Origin of the sequence: Lysobacter sp. TY2-98 (assembly GCF_003367355.1) — a bacterium.
Classification (GTDB): domain Bacteria; phylum Pseudomonadota; class Gammaproteobacteria; order Xanthomonadales; family Xanthomonadaceae; genus Cognatilysobacter.
Genome location: NZ_CP031413.1, coordinates 216,334 through 235,018 on the forward strand (window position 1 = coordinate 216,334; position 18,685 = coordinate 235,018).

Sequence of the window (18,685 nt, forward strand, 5' to 3'; positions counted from 1 at the left end):
AAACGACACCGCGCATGCCCATCTACGCCTTCGAATGCGCCGCCTGCGGCCATGACTTCGACCGCCTGCAGAAGCTCAGCGACGCGGACCCGGCCGACTGCCCGCAGTGCAGCGCGCCGCAGGTCCGCCGTCGACTGACCGCACCGCAGTTCCGCCTCGCCGGCGGCGGCTGGTACGAGACCGACTTCAAGAAGGATGGCGACAAGAAGCGGAACCTCGCGGGCGACGGCGGGTCGTCGTCCGGCAGCGCGTCCTCGGGCGGTGCGTCGTCGGGTGGCGGCGACGCCAAGCCGGCGGCTCCAGCGTCTGGCTCGTCGGCTAGCTGCGGTTCGACCTCAGGCAGCAGCTCGGGCGGCACGTCCGCGGCGAGCTGAATACGTCGGCATCGAACGGTCGACACGCGTCGGGCCGGGTCCGCAGCCCGCGCGGACGCTAAACTAGCCGGCTCATCCGCGCCCGCTTCCGGGGCGCCGCCGGAGTGTCCATGCGTACCCAGTTCTGCGGCCTCGTCGACGAGCGCCTGATCGGCCAGACCGTCACCCTCTGCGGGTGGGTCAACAGCGCCCGCGTCCAGAGCCACCAGACCTTCATCGACCTGCGCGACCACGAAGGCGTCGTGCAGGTGCTCGTCGAGAGCGACCAGCCCGAGCTGTTCAAGGCCGCGGCGGCACTCGGCAACGAGGACGCCGTGCGCGTCACCGGCACCGTGCGCGCGCGCTACGCCGCGAATGACAAGATCCGCACCGGCCGCGTCGAGATCATCCCGACGTCGATCGAAGTGCTGAACAAGGCCGACCCGCTGCCGTTCCACGCGCACGAGAACGCGGGCGAGGACATCCGCCTCAAGTACCGCTACCTCGACATGCGCCGTCCCGAGATGCAGCAGATGATGCGCACGCGCATCAAGCTTGTCGCGGCGCTGCGCCGCTACCTCGACGAGCGCGGCTTCCAGGACATCGAGACGCCGATCCTCACCAAGGCCACGCCCGAAGGCGCGCGCGACTTCCTCGTGCCGGCGCGCATGCATCCGGGCGAGTTCTACGCGCTGCCGCAGTCGCCGCAGCTGTTCAAGCAGATCCTGATGATGGCGGGCTTCGACCGCTACTACCAGATCGCGCGCTGCTTCCGCGACGAAGCGCTCCGTGCCGACCGCCAGCTCGAATTCACGCAGCTCGACATGGAGTTCGCGTGGGTGTCCGAGCGTGACGTGCAGGACATGGTCGAGGAGATGATCCGCAGCGTGTTCCGCGACGTCATTGGCGTCGAACTCGATGCGGAATTCCCGCGCATGACCTATGCCGAAGCGATGCGTCGCTACGGTTCGGACAAGCCGGACCTGCGCATCGCGATGGAGTTCACCGACATCGCGGAGCTGGTGAAGAACTGCGAGTTCAAGGTCTTCACCGACTGGGCGAACCACGCCGACGGTCGCGTCGTCGCGCTGTGCGCAACGGGCGGCGCGCAGCTGTCGCGCAAGCAGATCGACGAGCTCGGCGCGCATGCCGCAAAGTACGGCGCGAAGGGGGTCGCGTGGATGAAGGTCGAGGACGCGTCGAAGGGCCGCGACGGCATCAATTCGCCGATCGCGAAGTTCCTTGACGACGCCACGCTCGACGCGATCCTGCGCGCGACCAAGGCGAACACCGGCGACGCCATCTTCTTCGGCGCGGCGACCTACAAGTCGGCGTCCGATTTCATGGGCGCGCTGCGCCTGAAGCTCGGCAAGGATCTCGGCCTGGTGCAGGACGGCTGGAAGCCGCTGTGGGTCACCGACTTCCCGATGTTCGAGTGGGACGAAGAGGAGCAGCGCTACGTCGCGCTGCATCACCCGTTCACCGCGCCGAGCGTCGACGACGAGGCCGACCTGCGTGCGAACGCTGCGACGGCGGTGTCGCGTGGCTACGACATGGTGCTCAACGGCAACGAGATCGGCGGCGGTTCGATCCGCATCCATCGCTCGTCGATGCAGTCGGCCGTGTTCGACCTGCTCGGCATCGGCCGCGAGGAAGCCGAGCTCAAGTTCGGCTTCCTGCTCGAAGCGCTGCGCTACGGCGCGCCGCCGCACGGCGGCATCGCCTTCGGCATCGACCGCATCGCCGCGCTGATGGCCGGCACCGAGTCCATTCGCGACGTCATTCCGTTCCCGAAGACGACGTCCGCGCAGTGCCTGATGACCGGCGCGCCGTCGCCGATTCCGGACGCGCAGCTGAAGGAAGTGCACATCGCGGTGCGTCCGCGCGAGGCCAAGGCCGAGTGATCATCCGCCGCGCGACCGTCGACGATGCGGCGACGCTGTCATCGCTCGCGACGGCGACGTTCGTCGAGACGTTCGGCCATCTGTATCCGGCCGAAGACCTGCAGGCGTTCCTCGACGACGCCTACGACGTCGGCAAGCAGGCGGTGATCCTGTCGCATCCCGACTACGCGGTGTGGCTGCTCGAAGCCGACGGTCGTGCCGTCGGCCATTGCGCGGCGGGTCCGTGCGGACTGCCGCATGCGGAGGTCGCGCCAGGCGATCGCGAACTCAAGCGCCTCTACGTGCTGCGCGACTTCCAGAACGGCGGCGCCGGCCGTCGCCTGATGGACACCGCGATGGACTGGCTGGAACGCGACGGCCCGCACACGCTGTGGCTGGGCGTGTGGAGCGAGAACCTCGGCGCGCAGCGCTTCTATGCGCGCTACGGCTTCGAGAAGGCGGGCACGTACGAATTCCCGGTGGGCCGCGTGCGCGACCTGGAATTCATCTTGCGACGTCCTGCGCGCGCCTGAGCGTCGTCACTGCAAAGTTCGGCGTCGCCGGCTTGTGTCATCCCCGTGTCGCCCCGATGTGGTCGTCATGACGACTTCGCGCGTGCTTCTGGTCCACGGCCTGTGGATGCGCCCCGCGTCGATGGCGATGCTCGCGCGTCGACTCGCGCACCAGGGCTTCGACGTCGACTTCATCGGTTACGCGAGCACGCGCGACAGCCCCGCCCATGCGGTCGAGCGCCTCGCGACGGCTGCGGCGAAGTCGCCATGCCATGTCGTCGGCCACAGCCTCGGCGGGCTGGTGACGCTGACCGCGCTGGAGGCGGAGCCCGAGCTGCCCGTGGAACGCGTGGTCTGCCTGGGCTCGCCGCTCTGCGGCAGCGCCGCGGCGACGGGAATGGCGCGGCTGCCGGGTCTCCGGCGCTGGCTCGGCCACAGTCATGGCCTCCTGCGCGACGGTTGCCGGCCGTGGCGCGGGCGCGCGGCGGTCGGATCGATCGCGGGAACGCTTCCGCTGGGGCTCGGCCGCGTGGTGGGGCGGCTGCGCGGGCCCAACGACGGCACCGTCGCGGTTTCCGAAACCCGCCTCGAGGGGCTGGCCGACCATCTCGTCGTCCGCGCCACGCACAGCGGGCTGGTGCTGTCGCCCACCGCCGCCCGGCAGACGGCCGCCTTCCTGCGCGATGGTCATTTCGAGCACTGAACAGGCGCGGGCGCGGCCGATGGCGAGCGGCTGATCCGGTAAAATCTTCTCCCCGTTTCCTGTTGTCCGGACGTGCCCGATGGGTCGTGGTCCCTCGATCGAAGCCCGCAAGAACGCCGTGGACGCGGTCCGCGGAAAGATCTTCACCAAGGTGATCCGCGAGATCGGCGTCGCGGCGCGCATGGGCGGCGGCGATCCTTCGGGCAATCCGCGCCTGCGCGCGGCGATCGATCGCGGCCTGCAGGTCAACATGTCGAAGGACGTGATCGAGCGCGCGATCAAGAAGGCGACCGGCGAACTCGAAGGTGTCACCTATGAAGAGATCCGCTACGAAGGCTATGCGCCCGGCGGCGTCGCGGTGATCGTCGACTGCCTCACCGACAACAAGATTCGCACCGTCGCCGACGTCCGCCACGCGTTCTCGAAGTTCGGCGGCAACCTCGGCACCGACGGCTCGGTCGCCTTCATGTTCCACAAGCGTGGCGTGATCTGGTTCGGCGCCGGGGCGGACGAAGACCGCATCACCGAAGCCGCGATCGAGGCCGGCGCCGACGATGTCGTCGTGTATCCCGAAGACGGTTCGATCGACGTGCTCACCGCGCCCGAGTCGTTCGCCGAAGTGAAGGCCGCGCTCGAAGCCGCGGGCCTGGTGCCGGGCGAAGCGCAGGTGACGTTCCGCGCCGAAAACGACGTCAAGGTCGAGGGCGACACCGCGAAGCAGGTCGCGAAGCTGCTCGCCTGGCTCGAAGAGATGGACGACGTGCAGCACGTCTACTCCAACGCCGAACTGGGCGAGGACGCGTACGCCTGACCGGCGCGCATCGACGTGACTCGCATTCTTGGCATCGATCCGGGCTCGCAGCGCACCGGCGTCGGCTTCGTCGACGTGGACGCGCGCGGCAAGTGCACCTACGTGTCGGCGCACACGCTCAAGCTGCTCGACGCCGAGGATTTCCCCAAGCGCCTCGGCCTGCTGTGCGACGGCCTCGATGCGCTGATCGACGAATGGAAGCCGCAGCACGTCGCGATCGAAACCGTCTTCATGGACAAGTCGGCGACCAGTGCGCTCAAGCTCGGCCACGCGCGCGGGGCGGCGATCGCGACGGTGGTGCGTCGCGGCCTCGAAGTCAGCGAATACGCGCCGCGGCTGATCAAGCAGTCGCTGGTCGGGCGCGGCGCCGCCGACAAGCAGCAGGTGCAGCACATGGTCCGCCTGCTGCTGAACCTGCCTGAACAGAAGATCCAGGCGGACGCCGCCGACGCACTGGCCGTCGCGCTGACCCACGCCCACATGAGCGCGACGTCGGGGCGCACCGGCATCGATCTCGCCCAGCTGCGCCGGCGCGGCGCCTGAGACCGCGGCATGACACCGTCGACGTCGAAACGGGCGCACAATGCGCGCCGCCGCACAGCCGGCGCAGGGGATGGGGCATGACCGCACGGGTTCACGAGATCGGACGCATCGCGCGCTGCACGGCCGCGGGAGCGCGCGCGTGATCGGTCGTCTTCGCGGGGTGCTCGTCCAGAAGCAACCGCCGTGGCTGCTCGTCGAGGTGGCCGGCGGCATCGGCTACGAGCTCGAGGCGCCGATGAGCACGTTCTACGACCTGCCCGAAGCCGGGCGCGAGGTCGTGCTCTTCACCCACTACGCGCAGAAGGAAGACAGCGTCGCGCTGTACGGCTTTCTCCGTGAAGGCGAGCGTCGTCTCTTCCGCGACGTGCAGAAGGTCACCGGCATCGGCGCGAAGATCGCGCTGGCCATTCTTTCCGCGGTGAGCGTCGACGACTTCGCGCGGCTGGTGCAGGCCGGCGACGTCACCGCACTCACACGCATCCCGGGCATCGGCAAGAAGACCGCCGAGCGCATCGTCGTCGAACTGCGTGACCGCGCCGCCGATCTCGCCGGCCTCGGCGCGGCGCTTGGCGTGAACGCCGGCCTGCCGGCCGATCCGCAGTCCGAAGCCGTCGTCGCCCTGCAGCAGCTTGGCTACAAACCCGCCGAGGCCGCACGCATGGCGAAGGACGCCGCGCAGCCCGGCGACGACACCGCGACCATCATCCGCAAGGCGCTACAGTCCGCGCTCCGTTGAGCGAAGGACCGTTCGAGAACGCTCCATGACCGCTTCTGCTTCCACGGCTTCGCCTTCCAATGGCGTCGGCGACACCAGCCATTCGCATCACGGGCACGGGCATGCCGGACTGGCGACGCTCGTCGTCGGCGCGGTGGGCGTGGTGTTCGGCGACATCGGTACCAGCCCGCTCTACACGATGCAGGAAATGTTCCTGCCGCATTACGGCCTGGTGCCGGACGCGCACACCGTGAAGGGCCTGCTGTCGCTGGCGTTCTGGGCGCTGATGCTGGTCGTCACGCTGAAGTACGTCATCGTCATCATGCGCGCCGACAACGAAGGCGAGGGCGGCATCATGGCGCTCACCGCACTCGCACAGCGATCGCTGAAGCCGGGTTCGCGGCTCAACTACACGGTCGGCATTCTTGGCATCTTCGGCGCGTCGCTGTTCTTCGGCGACGGCATGATCACGCCGCCGGTCACCGTGTTGGGTGCGCTCGATGGTCTGCGCGTGATCTCGCCGGCGTTCTCGCACTTCGTGATGCCGGTCGGCCTGCTGATCCTGTTCGCGCTGTTCGCGTTCCAGCGCTTCGGCACAGAAGCCGTGGGCAAGGCCTTCGGCCCGGTGATGATCGCGTGGTTCATTGCACTCGCGGTCCTCGGCGCGCACAACATCGTTCGCTATCCGACGGTGCTGTCGGCGCTGAATCCGTACTGGGCGTTCGACTTCTTCACGACGCACGGCACCCATGCGCTCTTCATCCTCGGCGCGGTCGTGCTCGCGATCACCGGCGGTGAAGCGCTGTATGCCGACATGGGCCACTTCGGCAAGAAGCCCATCCGCTGGGGCTGGTTCGCCTTCGTGCTGCCGGCGCTCGTGCTGAACTATTTCGGCCAGGGCGCCGTGCTGCTGCAGAACCCGGCCGCGCGTTCGAATCCCTTCTACATGTCGATGCCGGACTGGGCGCAGATTCCGATGCTCGGCCTCGCCACCGTTGCCGCCGCGATCGCGTCGCAGGCGGTCATCACCGGCGCGTATTCGGTGACGCGCCAGGCGATCCAGCTCGGCTATCTGCCGCGCCTGTCGATCAAGCACACCTCGCGCCAGACCATCGGCCAGATCTACGTGCCGTCGATCAACTGGATGCTGCTCGGCGCGGTCGTGCTGCTCACGCTGTCGTTCCAGAGCGCCACGAATCTCGCCACGGCGTACGGCCTGTCGGTGACGGGCACGATGCTGATCGACACGCTGCTGCTCGCGGTCGTCGCCTACACGCGCTGGGAGCGTTCGCGCCGGTGGGTGCTGCCGCTGTGCGGCCTGTTCCTCATCATCGACGTCGCCTTCCTCATCGCGAACGGCGGCAAGCTGTTCACCGGCATCGGCGCGTGGGTGCCGCTGATCATCGGCATCGGCTCGTTCACGGTGATGCGCACCTGGCGTCGTGGCCGTGCGCTGCTGCACGAGGAGATCCGCAAGGAAGGCATCCAGCTCGACGTGTTCCTGCCGGGCCTGATGCTGTCGCCGCCGGTGCGCGTGCCCGGCACCGCGATCTTCCTCACCGCCGACCGCGGCGTCGTGCCGCAGGCGCTCCTGCACAACCTCAAGCACAACAAGGTGCTGCACGAGCGCAACGTGTTCCTGACGATCGAACCGATGACGGTGCCGACCGCGCCGAAGGACAAGCGCCTGAAGATCGAGTCGATCGGCGAGAACTTCTACCGCGTCACGCTCAAGTTCGGCTTCATGGAAACACCGGACGTGCCACTGGCGCTGATGCGCTCCTGCGACAAGGGTGGCATCCACTTCGACCCGATGGACACGACGTATTTCGCGAGCCGCGAGACGGTCGTCGCCAGCAAGCACCGTGGCATGCCGTTCTGGCGCGACAAACTCTTCGCGCTCATGCACCGCAATGCGGCGCCGGCGACGACGTTCTTCCGCATTCCGGGCAACCGCCTCGTCGAGCTGGGCGCGCAGGTCGAAATCTGAGCGTCGCACCGCGTGATCCGTGCCGGGCCATAATCCCGGCATGACCGACACCCGCCTCATCGCCGCCGGCGCCACGTCCGAAGACGCCGTCGCCGAAGCCTCGATCCGCCCCAAGCGCCTGGACGAGTATCTCGGCCAGGTGCCGGTGCGCGAGCAGATGAAGATCTACATCGAGGCGGCCAAGGGTCGTGGCGAGGCGCTCGACCATGTGCTGATCTTCGGGCCTCCCGGTCTCGGCAAGACCACGCTGAGCCAGGTCATCGCGAACGAACTCGGCGTCAACCTGCGACAGACGTCGGGCCCGGTGATCGAGAAGGCGGGCGACCTCGCCGCGCTGCTCACCAACCTGCAGCCGCACGACGTGCTGTTCGTCGACGAGATCCACCGTCTTTCGCCGCTGGTCGAGGAAGTGCTCTATCCGGCGATGGAGGATTTCCAGCTCGACATCATGATCGGCGAAGGCCCCGCGGCGCGCTCGATCAAGATCGACCTGCCGCCGTTCACTCTGATCGGCGCGACCACGCGCGCGGGCCTGCTGACCGCGCCGCTGCGCGACCGCTTCGGCATCGTGCAGCGCCTGGAGTTCTACAGCGCGGAGGAGCTGACCAAGATCGTGCAGCGCTCGGCGCAGATCCTCGGCATCGCCTGCACGCCGGACGGCGCGGCTGAAATCGCACGCCGCTCGCGCGGTACGCCGCGTATCGCGAACCGCCTGCTGCGCCGTGTGCGCGATTTCGCGCAGGTGCGCGGCGACGGCACGATCAGCCGCGACACCGCGTTCGATTCGATGTCGATGCTGAAGGTCGATCCGGAAGGTTTCGACGAACTCGACCGTCGCCTGCTCGGCATCATCATCGAATCGTTCGATGGCGGGCCGGTGGGCGTGGAATCGCTGGCCGCGGCGCTCAGCGAAGAACGCGGCACGCTCGAGGACGTGGTCGAGCCGTACCTGATCCAGCAGGGCTACGTGATACGCACCGCGCGGGGTCGCATGGCGACACCGAAGGCGTACCGGCACCTCGGATTCACGCCGCGCGCGAAGGCGAATGATCTGTTCGAGCCGCCCGCGGTCTGACGGCGGCGACGTGCCGGCTACGCCGGCGACTGATGCCCGATCGTGCGCTGCATCGACACAGCGCTGTCGAGCGCGAAGCGCCGCGCCACTGTGCGCCGGCGCGTCGAAAAGAGGCCGCGCACGCGATCTTTCGCGACGTGCCACCTGCGTAGCGGCGCGTCGATACCGTCGCTGGCTGAACCCGCCAAGAACCATGCGGTCGATCCCGTCGTCACACCGCGGGTAGACTGGCCCGCCCCCGCCCGCACCGCACGGAGCGCATGTTCAGCCTGCCGGTCCGCATCTACTGGGAAGACACCGACGCCGGTGGCGTCGTGTACCACGCGCGCTACGTCGCCTTCCTCGAGCGCGCTCGCTCGGAATGGATGCGTGCGAACGGGCACGGGCAGGCGTCGCTGCAGGCCGAAGGCCTCGTCTTCGCGGTGCGCGCGATGACCCTGGATTTCCTGAAACCGGCACGCCTCGACGACGCGCTCGACGTGACCTGCGAACTCGCCGAATGCCGCCGCGCCAGCCTGTCGTTCCGACAGACGATCGCGCGCGACGGCGAGTGTCTGCTGACGTCGACGGTCCGCATCGCCGCGCTCGACGCCGCGACGTTCCGTCCCGCACCGATCCCGTCCGGGCTGCACGCGCAGCTCGCCGCCCTCGAGTCCACGAACTGACATGGTCCGCCGCACGGACCGGAGAGCCCGCATGACCGCATCGCATCGCCCGCACGTTACCGGTTCGACGCCGGAGTCCGCCCGATGAGCGCGTTGTCGCTGATGCTGCAGTCGAGCCCGAGCGCGCTGCCCGACGCCGCGCCCGCCGCGTCGCAGCCGCTGGCCGATGTCGCGCAGGCCGCCACGGCTGCGGCGCCGGCAACGCCGTCGCTCGACTTGCTGCATCTGGTCACGGCGGCGAGCCTGCCGGTGCAGTTCATCATGCTGCTGCTGTTCGTCGCGTCGATCGCGTCGTGGATCATCATCTTCCGCAAGGCGGCGCTGCTGCGTCGCGCCAAGCGCGAAGCAGTGCAGTTCGAAGAGCGCTTCTGGTCCGGCGCCGAACTCAACAAGCTGTACGAGGGCGCGAGTGGCCACGGTCGCGATGTCGGCGGCATGGAAGCGATCTTCGAAGCCGGTTTCCGCGATTTCAACCGTCTTCGCCAGCGTCGCGGCGCCGACAACGACGCACAGCTCGAAGCCGCGCAGCGCGGCATGCGCGCGACGACGTCGCGCGAACTCGATTCGCTCGAGCACAACCTCGAATTGCTGGCCAACATCGGTTCGACGTCGCCGTACATCGGCCTGGTCGGCACCGTGTTCGGCATCATGGTGACGATGCATTCGCTGCTCGCGAGTTCGCAGCAGGTCGGCATCAAGGACGTCGCGCCGGGCATCTCCGAAGCCCTGCTCGCCACCGCGATGGGCCTGTTCGTCGCAATTCCGGCGGTGTGGGCCTACAACCGTTTCGCGACGGCCGTCGAACGCCTGGCGAGCCGCTACGAGGCCTTCTCCGAGGAGTTCTCGTCCATCCTGCAGCGGCAGGCGCACCTCGAGGGCTGATCCATGTCGCTCTCGATGAGGCGGCACCGCCGCCGCAAACTCAAGTCCGAGATCAACGTCGTGCCGTATATCGACGTCATGCTCGTGCTGCTCGTCATTTTTATGATCACCGCGCCGCTGTTGAACCTCGGTGTCGATGTCGACCTGCCGAAGTCGAACGCGAAATCGCTGCAGCAGAAGTCCGAGCCGGTCGTCGTGCAGGTCGATGCCGACGGCAACTACTTCCTCGCGGTGAAGGCGGGCAGCAACGAAGCGGTGACCGGTGCTCAGCTCACCGCGCGGCTGTCGACGATCGTCGCGCAGAACCGTGACGCACAGGTGCTGATCGGCGCCGATGCCAAAGCGAGCTACCAGACCGTCACCGATGCGATCGACCTGCTCAAGAAGGCCGGCGTCGAGAAGGTGTCGCTGATCAGCTCACCGAAGGGTTCGACGAAGTGAGGATGCGGCCGGCCGACGACGCCACCGCGGTCGCGCTGGCGATCGCGTTGCACGTCGCGCTCGCGCTGCTGCTTTGGTTCGCGATGCGACCGAGCGAGAACGTGCAGGCGAGCGCAGGTGGCATGGCCGCGGATGTGGTCGACGTCGGCCAGCTGTCGGCGGCGATGCAGCGCACGCTGCGTCATCGTCCCGAGCCCGTCGAAGAGCCGCTGCCCGAGCCGGTGCCGGAGGAACAACCGGAGCCCGTCCCGGAGCAACAGCCCAAGCCGCAGGAACAGCTCGCGCAGCCGGACGACGTCGATCAGCAAGCGGTCGTCGAGACGCCGACGCCGCAGAAGGCGATCGAGACCAAGCCGCAGGAAGAAAAGCATCGCCAGCAGCAGGCCGACCTGACCAATCCAGCGGACGCGCAGGCCGACGCACAGCAGAAGCTCAAGGCGGAGCGTGAGGCGCAGCTCGCCGAGATCCGCAGGCGTCGTGCGGCGGCGTCGCGCGAAGCGTTGGCGGCGGAGGAGCGTCTCGCGCAACTGACGGCGCCGCGCGGCGGCTCGGCCGCGCAGCAGGCGGCGCAGGCGGACGCGCAGGCCAGCGGCAGCGGACCGGCGGACGACGGCCTGCTCGGCCGCTATGCCGCCGCATTGCAGGAGGCCATCCGCGCGAAGTGGGTGCGGCCGGACAACATCCCGTCCGGCGCGATGTGCCGCCTCGTGATCCGCCAGCTGCCCGGCGGCGAGGTCATCGACGCGCAGGTCAGTTCGCCTTGCGTCTATGACGAGGCGGGACGGCGCTCGATCGAAGCGGCGGTCCTCAAGGCGCAGCCGCTGCCGTACGCGGGCTTCGAAAAAGTGTTCAAGCGCGAGCTCACGCTCAACTTCCGCGCACCCTGACGCGGCGGGCCCTGCGGCCGCTGTCAAGACGCTAAACGGTTCAGGTGTGAGCTAGGATTCACGAACGGGCTGGTACCTGTATGGCCCCCTGCCGAGCGTGAGGAATCGCGATGGGTCGTCTCGTGTGGTTGCTGGTCCTGTGTTTTGCCTGCCTGCTGCCCCTGGCTGCGGGCGCCCAGCAGCAGGGTCTCGAGATCGACATCGTCGGCGGCAATGCCGCGGCGCTGCCGATCGCCGTCGTCCCGTTCCAGAACGGCACCGGCGATACGGACGAGGCCGCCATCGTCGCCGCCGACCTCAACCGCTCCGGCCAGTTCAAGTCGCTGGCGGTCGACGCGCTGCCGGAGCGCCCGGCCCGCAGCGAAGAGGTGAACTACCCGGCCTGGCGCGCGATCAACCAGGACTACCTCGTCGTCGGCCGCGTGCTCGATGCCGGCGGCGGTGCGTACCGCGTCGAATACGAGCTGCTGGATGTCGCCAAGCAGACGCGCCTTCTCGGCTTCGCGCTGACCGCGCGCTCGGGCCAGATGCGCGACGTCGCGCACCAGATCGCCGATGCGATCTACGAGAAGATCACCGGCGTGCGCGGCGCGTTCTTCACCCGCATCGCGTACGTCACGCAGAGTGGCGCGGGCAACGGCGCGCGCTACGCGCTCGTCATCGCCGACAGCGACGGCTACAACCCGCAGACGGTCGTGCGCTCGGCCGAGCCGCTGATGTCGCCGTCGTGGAGCCCGGACGGGGCGCGTCTCGCGTACGTCGGTTTCGAAGGCGGCAACTCGGCGATCTACATCCAGACGATCGCGAGCGGCGCGCGCGAGATCGTCGCGCACTTCCGCGGCATCAACGGCTCGCCCGAATTCTCGCCGGACGGCCGTCGCCTGGCGATGACGCTGTCGCGCTCGGGCAATCCCGAGGTCTACGTGATGGATCTGGGCAGCCGCGCGCTGACACAGATCACCAACCACTATTCGATCGACACCGAGCCGACGTGGAGCGCGGATGGTTCGCGCCTGTACTTCACCTCCGACCGCGGCGGTCGCCCGCAGATCTACAGCGCGTCGGCTTCCGGCGGCAGCGCGACGCGCGTCAGCTTCCAGGGCTCGTACAACGCGAGCGCGACCGTGTCGTACGACAGCAAGAAGATCGCGACCGCCCAGGGCGCCGGCAACACCTACCGCATCGCACTGATGGATTCGAGCCTCGGCAGTGCGCGCTGGAGCCTGCTGTCGCCGGGCAACCTCGACGAATCCCCGAGCTTTGCGCCGAACGCGAGCATGCTCATCTACGCCGCGCGAGAAGGCGGCCGCGGCGTGCTCTACGCGGTGTCGGCCGATGCCCGCGTCCGCCAGCGCCTCGTGCTTGCCGATGGTGACGTCCGCGAGCCGGCGTGGGGCCCTTATCGCACGCCGCGTTGAGCGTCGTGAGCCGTAACCCCGATCGAACAACCACGAGGAACGACCCATGCACGTGAAATCCGCCAGCAAGCTCCTGATCGTCGCCGCGATGTGCACCCTCGCGATGGCGTGCTCGAAGAAGGTCAAGGAAACGCCGCCGACCGACACCGGCACCGTCGGCACGACGCAGCCGGCCGTCGACAACGGCCCGACGACCGCCGGCATGTACGGCCCGAACGATCTCGATACCGATTCGTGCCTGCGCCAGCGCGTCGTCTACTTCGACCTCGACCAGGACGCGCTGAAACCGGAATTCCAGGCCATCGTGAACTGCCATGCGAAGTACCTGCGCGATCGTCCGTCGTCGCGCATGACGCTGGACGGCCACGCCGACGAGCGCGGCAGCCGCGACTACAACCTCGCGCTGGGCGAGCGTCGCGCGAATGCGGTGTCGTCCGCGATGCAGGCCGCGGGTGGCCAGTCGTCGCAGCTCACGACGAACAGCTTCGGCGAAGAGAAGCCGGTCTGCACCGCGTCGGGCGAAGAGTGCTGGTCGAAGAACCGTCGCGTCGAGATCAGCTACAGCGCGCGTTGATCGACACGCATCGTGATACCGGACGGGCCGCCACGCGCGGCCCGTTCGCTTTCGGCGACCCGCGTTCATCGACGCGACAGTCGCAGCCTCGTTCCGCCGCGGCATACTCGGGCGGACGATCGGACACTGGGGACACCGTCATGACCGCACCGCGCGCACTCGCGCTCGCCATCGCCCTCGTGCTCGTCGCGCCGTTGCCGGCCGCGGCGCAGCGCGCCAGCCTCGCCGACCGCGTCGCGGCGCTCGAACTGCGTGCGGCGAATCCGCAGAACGTCGACCTGGTGAACCAGATCGCCCAGCTGCGTACCGAGATCCAGGCGCTGCGCGGACAGCTCGAGGAGGCGCAGCAGGCGAACGAGCAGCTGCGCAACTCGATGCGCACGCAGTACCTCGATGTCGACGGTCGACTGCAGCGTCTCGAGGGGTCGGCAACTCCCGCACCGGCTGCGCCGGCGGTGACCGCGCCCGCGCCGGCCAAACCGAAGCCCGCCGCAACGAGCGGCGCCAAGCCGGCCGCGTCGACCGCCAAACCCGCGAAGCCGGCCGCGCCGATCGCCGCCGCGGGCAGCGCCACGCCCACGGGTGGCGAACTCGCCGCCTACAACACCGCGTTCGATGCACTGAAGGCGGGCAGCTACGCCGATGCCTCGCGCCTGTTCGCTGACTTCCTCGACCGCTATCCGGGTGGGGTTTATGCGCCTAACGCCCTCTACTGGCTCGGCGAGAGCTACTACGCCACGCACAACTACGCAGAGGCGATCGGGCCGTTCACCCAGCTGCTCGACCGCTTTCCGACCCACGACAAGGCGCCGGGCGCCCTGCTCAAGCTCGGCCTGACCCGCCAGAACCTGCACGACGACGACGCGGCACGCGGCGCCTATGCCGACGTGGTCGCGCGGTATCCGGGCACAGACGCAGCCCGGTCCGCCGCCGATCGCCTGCGCGCGCTCGGCCCGGGCCGCTGAGCGCCTGAACGCCGCGCCGTGGCCGTCCGCCGGCGCGGTCAGGCAGGGCGGTAAAATCGCGGCATGAGCGCCCCCGTCACTGCGGTCGCTGCAGCCCCCGAACGGCTGCGGCTGACCGAGATTTTCCTGTCGCTGCAAGGCGAGTCGAATTCCGTCGGCTGGCCCACCGTCTTCGTGCGCCTCACCGGCTGCCCGCTGCGCTGCCAGTACTGCGACACCACCTATTCCTTCCACGGCGGCGACTGGTGGGAGATGGACGCCATCCTCGCCGAGGTCGCGCGCTACGGTGTGCGCCACGTCTGCGTCACCGGCGGCGAGCCGCTGGCACAGAAGCGCTGCATCACGTTGCTGCAGCGCCTGTGCGACGCCGGCTACACCGTGTCTCTGGAGACATCGGGTGCGCTCGACATCGGCGGTGTCGATCCGCGCGTCGTACGCGTCGTCGACATCAAGACGCCCGGATCTGCGGAAGTGCATCGCAACCGCTGGGAAAACATCCCGCTGCTGACGTCGCGCGACGAAGTGAAGTTCGTGATCTGCTCGCGCGAGGACTACGAGTGGTCACGCGGGATCGTTGCGGAGCATGCGCTGTCGTCGCGTTGCGAGGTGTTGTTCTCGCCGAGCTTCGCCCAGGTTTCGCCGCGCGAACTCGCGCAGTGGATCGTTGACGACCGTCTGCCGGTGCGCTTCCAGCTGCAGCTGCACAAAATCCTGTGGGGCGACGAACCCGGGCGCTGAGCGTCTGCGTTGTCGGCGCGCGATGCCGCCCAACGCATCGTCCAGGCTTTCGTCGACGTCGCAGATTCCGAAGCACTTCCGATCCACCTCGATCCACGCAGGTTGTCCGTGACCATTTCCGATTCCCGACCGGCTGACGCGAAGCGCGCCGTCGTCCTCCTTTCCGGCGGCATGGACTCCGCCGTCGTCGTCGCGATGGCGAAAGCGCAAGGTTTCGACGTGTACGCACTCAGCGTGCGCTACGGCCAGCGCCACACCTCCGAGCTCGACGCCGCCGCCCGCGTCGCCACGTCGCTCGGCGCGGCTGCGCACAAGACCGTGGTGGTCGACCTCGGCACGATCGGCGGCTCCGCGCTCACGGATGCCAGCATCGACGTGCCGACGGCGGGGGATACCGGCGACACGATTCCGGTGACCTACGTGCCGGCGCGCAACACCATCATGCTGTCGATCGCGCTGGGCTGGGCCGAGGTGCTGGGCGCGAACGACATCTTCTGCGGCGTCAATGCGGTGGACTATTCGGGTTATCCGGATTGCCGACCCGAATTCGTCGCTGCGTTCGAGCGCCTCGCGAACCTCGCGACCAAGGCGGGCGTCGAAGGCGCGGGTCTGCGCGTGCACGCGCCGCTGCAGTTCATGAGCAAGGCCGACATCGCGCGCGAAGGCATGCGCTTGGGCGTCGACTTCGGACTGACCGTTTCCTGCTACCAGGCCGACGCCGACGGCCGCGCCTGCGGCGCCTGCGACGCATGCCGCCTGCGTGCGCAGGGCTTCGAAGCGGCGGGTGTGCCGGATCCGACGCGTTACGCTTGAGGCGCTCGCCTCGAGTCGTTGGAGCGCGCCACGCATGAAGCTCATGGCTGTGTTGCCGGCGGCACACGGCCCCACGGAACTGTCGGACCAGCCGGTGCCCGCCCGGGTGCGATCAGAAGTCGCGCTGGATATATCCGTGCTCCCAGACCACACGGCTCGCGCTCGCGCTTTGCGAATCTCGCCGGGCGTTGAACGGGAGCCGAGCCGGGCTGTGGCACAATGCCGCCCCCGCTTGGTGCGGGCCCGTGGGTCGTTAGCTCAGTCGGTAGAGCATCGGACTTTTAATCCGCTGGTCGTTGGTTCGATTCCAACACGACCCACCATTTGGTCTCGTCTCTCACGGAGACAGATGCGGCTGGCCTCAGCCGTCGACGACCCGCCTTGATCAGCGGTAGGGCAGCGGGTCCCGGGTTGTTGCGCTGCTTGCGTACCGTGGACTGTTCGTTCTTCCTGCCCAATCCCCAGTCACGTCTCCGTGCGATGCATATCGCTCGAACCACTCGATGGTCATGCGCTCGAGGACATCGCCGTTGCGCGAATCGCGGTGGCGGGCGGCGCTGCCGTCGCACAGCGATTGCGAAAGCACCCGCTCGCCGCGCCGGCGGTGGCCAACGTTCCGCTCGCGCTGTTCTACCTGATGACGAATCCGCGTCGTAACGGCTAAGCGGTCCTCGCGTTGACGACACGGCGCGGCGTGACCATCCGGTCGGCGACGCCGCCGCCCTTACCGCACCGAGCGATAACCGCCCGGCACGCCGTTTGGCGACAGCACCAGCTGCCAGAGTTGCGCCTGGCGTACCCGGAACGCCGCCATGCTGGCCGACAGGTAGTAACGCCACATGCGGCGAAATCGCTCGTCATAGCGTGCAGGCAGGCACGACCACGCCTCTTCGATGTTCGCCCGCCATGCGCGGAGCGTGCGGTCGTAATCGGGGCCGAAGCTGTGCCAGTCCTCAAGGACGAAGCGCCCTTCGAACGCATGGGTGATCTGTGTGGCCGAGGGCAGCATCGAGTTCGGAAAGATGTAGCGCTCGATCCAGGGGTCGGTGCGATGCGTCGAGACGTTCGAACCGATCGAGTGCAGCAGGAGCAGGCCGTCGGGTTCCAGGCGATCGCGGACAGTCGCGAAGTATTCGGCGTAGTTTCGGTAGCCCACGTGCTCGAACATGCCAATGGAGAACACGCGATCGAACTTCGCACCGACCTCGCGGTAGTCGCAGAGTTTGATGGTGACCGGAAGCCCCTTGCAGATCTGTTCGCCGTACTCGGCCTGCTGGCGCGAAATCGTCACGCCGACGCCGGTGATGCCGTAGCGAACGGCAAAGTATTTCAGCGCTTCGCCCCAGCCGCACCCGACGTCGAGCACGCGCATGCCCGGCTGCAGGTCGAGCTTGCGGGCGATGAGGTCGAGTTTCGCCAGCTGCGCGTCATCGAGCGTCTCCGCTTGGGCCCAGTAACCACAGCTGTAGACCAGCCGGGCACCCAGCATGGCGGCGTAGAGATCGTTGCCCAGGTCATAGTGGACCTCAGCGACACGCATGCGACGCAGGCCGGCCTGTGCGTTCCGGAGGCGCGCCACGAACTCGCGCCGGACTCTCGCACTGAGTATCTCGACTTTCATGTCGAGTTCGGCGGCCAGTAGACGCGACAGGCAGTCATCGAGCTGGCGCGCATCCCACCAGCCGTCTACATATGTTTCACCAAACGCGAGCGAGCCACCGGCAAGAACGCGACGGAAGAACGCGGCGTTATGGACGTCGATGTCGTGCGGCGCGTACCCGCCGACGGCGACGCCGGCGGGGCGAAGTAGCGCCTCGACGCGTCGTCGAGCCCACGAATCGGGCAACGCAGAATTGGTCCGCAAAGTCACTTCGCGCGCGACGCCACTCACGGTGCCTCCAGGTCGAGCTGCTACGTCGGACGACACTTATGGTGTCGAAGTGTCCATGCTCCGACCGCGCGCACGTTGACGCCCATCAGTATTTGGACGGCAGCTGGAGACATGCCGGATGGCGTGGACATACGAACTGGTATGCGTGGAGCCGAGATTTTCACCGGCGCTTATCGAGCGGAACATGCAGGTTGGCGGTCAAGCCGCAGCCAGTACTGCATGAGAAGCAGCAGGCGCCGCGTGGAGAAGCTGGCGCATTACGCCGCCGAGCGCCATTTCGAGAGGCGCATGTGGCCGTAGGCACGGCAACCAGCAGGTCGGCGTTCTCCTCGTGCGCCGCCGCAGCAGAACAGCGCCGGTCGGCTCGCCGATATCGCCATCAGCCGCATCCTCGTGATCAAACTGTGCCGCGACATCCGCAGCGACAGGCCGACGGTCGGTCAGCCTTCGGCCGCGCGCGCACCATCGCCAGACTCGAACGCCCGCGGATGATCGACCACTCGACGTCGAAGACGTCCTGCCAGTCGTCGTAGTGGATGCCGGCGTTGTTGATCAGCACGTCCACCGGACGGATCGCCTTCCGGACGGGGGGGCCGCGTCCGGTTGTCCGACATCGAGTTGCACCGCTCGTGCGGAGTCGCCCGGTGCGGCCGCCCACTGGTTGACGTCGCGTTGGAAGTGGGCTTCAGCGACCACTCGCACTTCACGAAGGTGCTCGCGGCTGCGTTCGGGAACACACCCGCGCGGCTGGCAGCGCTTGGCGAGTCGGTGAGTGGCCGTATCGATTACGTCCGCTTTTGGCCGGAAGCGGACATCTCTCGGCTCC

At 68.0% G+C, this 18,685-nt stretch carries 21 protein-coding genes and 1 tRNA gene; 20 read left to right on the top strand and 2 right to left on the bottom strand.

Annotated features, from left to right (window positions below):
- Window positions 1-14 precede the first annotated feature (14 nt).
- The 20 genes from DWG18_RS01045 to DWG18_RS01145 all read left to right on the top strand — a co-directional run bounded on the left by DWG18_RS01045 (window position 15) and on the right by DWG18_RS01145 (window position 16,632).
- A complete protein-coding gene (locus DWG18_RS01045) occupies window positions 15-374 on the top strand; it encodes a zinc ribbon domain-containing protein (RefSeq protein WP_115644667.1) in 360 nt (119 codons plus the stop codon).
- Window positions 375-484: 110 nt separating this feature from the next.
- Window positions 485-2,257: an aspartate--tRNA ligase gene (gene aspS, locus DWG18_RS01050; protein ID WP_115644668.1), complete on the top strand. Its 1,773-nt coding sequence runs from the start codon at window positions 485-487 to the stop codon at window positions 2,255-2,257.
- Window positions 2,254-2,769: a GNAT family N-acetyltransferase gene (locus DWG18_RS01055; protein WP_115644669.1), complete on the top strand. Its 516-nt coding sequence runs from the start codon at window positions 2,254-2,256 to the stop codon at window positions 2,767-2,769. Before aspS ends, DWG18_RS01055 begins: the two co-directional genes overlap by 4 nt.
- 67 nt (window positions 2,770-2,836) lie before the next feature.
- On the top strand, window positions 2,837-3,451 hold the full coding sequence (locus DWG18_RS01060; RefSeq protein WP_115644670.1) for an alpha/beta fold hydrolase: 615 nt from the start codon (window positions 2,837-2,839) through the stop codon (window positions 3,449-3,451).
- A 79-nt stretch (window positions 3,452-3,530) separates the two neighbouring features.
- Entirely contained in the window at window positions 3,531-4,262 is a 732-nt protein-coding gene (locus DWG18_RS01065) for a YebC/PmpR family DNA-binding transcriptional regulator (protein ID WP_115644671.1), read from the top strand.
- Between the two features lie 15 nt (window positions 4,263-4,277).
- Window positions 4,278-4,805 (top strand): crossover junction endodeoxyribonuclease RuvC, encoded by a 528-nt coding sequence (ruvC, locus tag DWG18_RS01070; protein WP_115644672.1) that lies wholly within the window; start codon window positions 4,278-4,280, stop codon window positions 4,803-4,805.
- Window positions 4,806-4,944: 139 nt separating this feature from the next.
- Complete coding sequence (gene ruvA / locus DWG18_RS01075) at window positions 4,945-5,541, top strand: Holliday junction branch migration protein RuvA (protein ID WP_115647966.1); 597 nt, start codon at window positions 4,945-4,947, stop codon at window positions 5,539-5,541.
- 25 nt (window positions 5,542-5,566) lie between these two features.
- Window positions 5,567-7,510 (top strand): potassium transporter Kup, encoded by a 1,944-nt coding sequence (locus DWG18_RS01080; protein WP_115644673.1) that lies wholly within the window; start codon window positions 5,567-5,569, stop codon window positions 7,508-7,510.
- 40 nt (window positions 7,511-7,550) lie between these two features.
- Entirely contained in the window at window positions 7,551-8,585 is a 1,035-nt protein-coding gene (gene ruvB, locus DWG18_RS01085) for a Holliday junction branch migration DNA helicase RuvB (protein WP_115644674.1), read from the top strand.
- Between the two features lie 260 nt (window positions 8,586-8,845).
- A complete protein-coding gene (gene ybgC / locus DWG18_RS01095; RefSeq protein WP_115644676.1) occupies window positions 8,846-9,250 on the top strand; it encodes a tol-pal system-associated acyl-CoA thioesterase in 405 nt (134 codons plus the stop codon).
- Between the two features lie 84 nt (window positions 9,251-9,334).
- Complete coding sequence (tolQ, locus tag DWG18_RS01100; RefSeq protein WP_115644677.1) at window positions 9,335-10,132, top strand: protein TolQ; 798 nt, start codon at window positions 9,335-9,337, stop codon at window positions 10,130-10,132.
- A gap of 3 nt (window positions 10,133-10,135) precedes the next feature.
- On the top strand, window positions 10,136-10,573 hold the full coding sequence (gene tolR, locus DWG18_RS01105) for a protein TolR (RefSeq protein WP_115644678.1): 438 nt from the start codon (window positions 10,136-10,138) through the stop codon (window positions 10,571-10,573).
- A 2-nt stretch (window positions 10,574-10,575) separates the two neighbouring features.
- Window positions 10,576-11,460 carry a cell envelope integrity protein TolA gene (locus DWG18_RS01110; RefSeq protein ID WP_115644679.1) on the top strand — a complete coding sequence of 295 codons (885 nt, stop codon included), beginning with the start codon at window positions 10,576-10,578 and terminating at the stop codon, window positions 11,458-11,460.
- A gap of 110 nt (window positions 11,461-11,570) precedes the next feature.
- Window positions 11,571-12,878, top strand: a complete 1,308-nt coding sequence (gene tolB, locus DWG18_RS01115) for a Tol-Pal system beta propeller repeat protein TolB (protein WP_115644680.1) — start codon at window positions 11,571-11,573, stop codon at window positions 12,876-12,878.
- 52 nt (window positions 12,879-12,930) lie between these two features.
- Entirely contained in the window at window positions 12,931-13,452 is a 522-nt protein-coding gene (gene pal, locus DWG18_RS01120; protein WP_115647967.1) for a peptidoglycan-associated lipoprotein Pal, read from the top strand.
- A gap of 140 nt (window positions 13,453-13,592) precedes the next feature.
- A complete protein-coding gene (gene ybgF, locus DWG18_RS01125; protein WP_115647968.1) occupies window positions 13,593-14,417 on the top strand; it encodes a tol-pal system protein YbgF in 825 nt (274 codons plus the stop codon).
- 63 nt (window positions 14,418-14,480) lie between these two features.
- Window positions 14,481-15,155, top strand: coding sequence for a 7-carboxy-7-deazaguanine synthase QueE (queE, locus tag DWG18_RS01130; protein ID WP_115644681.1), 675 nt, complete (start codon window positions 14,481-14,483; stop codon window positions 15,153-15,155).
- A gap of 114 nt (window positions 15,156-15,269) precedes the next feature.
- Window positions 15,270-15,968, top strand: coding sequence for a 7-cyano-7-deazaguanine synthase QueC (gene queC, locus DWG18_RS01135; RefSeq protein WP_255417416.1), 699 nt, complete (start codon window positions 15,270-15,272; stop codon window positions 15,966-15,968).
- 247 nt (window positions 15,969-16,215) lie between these two features.
- Window positions 16,216-16,291 (top strand) — tRNA-Lys (locus tag DWG18_RS01140).
- A gap of 152 nt (window positions 16,292-16,443) precedes the next feature.
- Window positions 16,444-16,632, top strand: a complete 189-nt coding sequence (locus DWG18_RS01145) for a hypothetical protein (RefSeq protein ID WP_115644682.1) — start codon at window positions 16,444-16,446, stop codon at window positions 16,630-16,632.
- 60 nt (window positions 16,633-16,692) lie between these two features.
- Here DWG18_RS01145 and cfa read toward each other — a convergent pair whose 3' ends face one another.
- On the bottom strand, window positions 16,693-17,814 hold the full coding sequence (cfa, locus tag DWG18_RS01150) for a cyclopropane fatty acyl phospholipid synthase (RefSeq protein WP_115644683.1): 1,122 nt from the start codon (window positions 17,812-17,814) through the stop codon (window positions 16,693-16,695).
- 442 nt (window positions 17,815-18,256) lie between these two features.
- Entirely contained in the window at window positions 18,257-18,424 is a 168-nt protein-coding gene (locus DWG18_RS15070) for a hypothetical protein (RefSeq protein ID WP_162823631.1), read from the bottom strand.
- Between the last annotated feature and the right edge of the window lie 261 nt (window positions 18,425-18,685).

What these genes read in the sequence shown, in the direction of transcription:
- queE (WP_115644681.1), top strand. Translation starts at nt 14,481, where the DNA reads ATGAGCGCCCCCGTCACTGCGGTCGCTGCAGCCCCCGAACGGCTGCGG.
- tolB (WP_115644680.1), top strand. Translation starts at nt 11,571, where the DNA reads ATGGGTCGTCTCGTGTGGTTGCTGGTCCTGTGTTTTGCCTGCCTGCTG.
- DWG18_RS01065 (WP_115644671.1), top strand. Translation starts at nt 3,531, where the DNA reads ATGGGTCGTGGTCCCTCGATCGAAGCCCGCAAGAACGCCGTGGACGCG.
- aspS (WP_115644668.1), top strand. Translation starts at nt 485, where the DNA reads ATGCGTACCCAGTTCTGCGGCCTCGTCGACGAGCGCCTGATCGGCCAG.
- tolR (WP_115644678.1), top strand. Translation starts at nt 10,136, where the DNA reads ATGTCGCTCTCGATGAGGCGGCACCGCCGCCGCAAACTCAAGTCCGAG.
- DWG18_RS01045 (WP_115644667.1), top strand. Translation starts at nt 15, where the DNA reads ATGCCCATCTACGCCTTCGAATGCGCCGCCTGCGGCCATGACTTCGAC.
- DWG18_RS01080 (WP_115644673.1), top strand. Translation starts at nt 5,567, where the DNA reads ATGACCGCTTCTGCTTCCACGGCTTCGCCTTCCAATGGCGTCGGCGAC.
- ybgF (WP_115647968.1), top strand. Translation starts at nt 13,593, where the DNA reads ATGACCGCACCGCGCGCACTCGCGCTCGCCATCGCCCTCGTGCTCGTC.
- ybgC (WP_115644676.1), top strand. Translation starts at nt 8,846, where the DNA reads ATGTTCAGCCTGCCGGTCCGCATCTACTGGGAAGACACCGACGCCGGT.
- DWG18_RS01060 (WP_115644670.1), top strand. Translation starts at nt 2,837, where the DNA reads ATGACGACTTCGCGCGTGCTTCTGGTCCACGGCCTGTGGATGCGCCCC.
- tolQ (WP_115644677.1), top strand. Translation starts at nt 9,335, where the DNA reads ATGAGCGCGTTGTCGCTGATGCTGCAGTCGAGCCCGAGCGCGCTGCCC.
- DWG18_RS01110 (WP_115644679.1), top strand. Translation starts at nt 10,576, where the DNA reads ATGCGGCCGGCCGACGACGCCACCGCGGTCGCGCTGGCGATCGCGTTG.
- ruvB (WP_115644674.1), top strand. Translation starts at nt 7,551, where the DNA reads ATGACCGACACCCGCCTCATCGCCGCCGGCGCCACGTCCGAAGACGCC.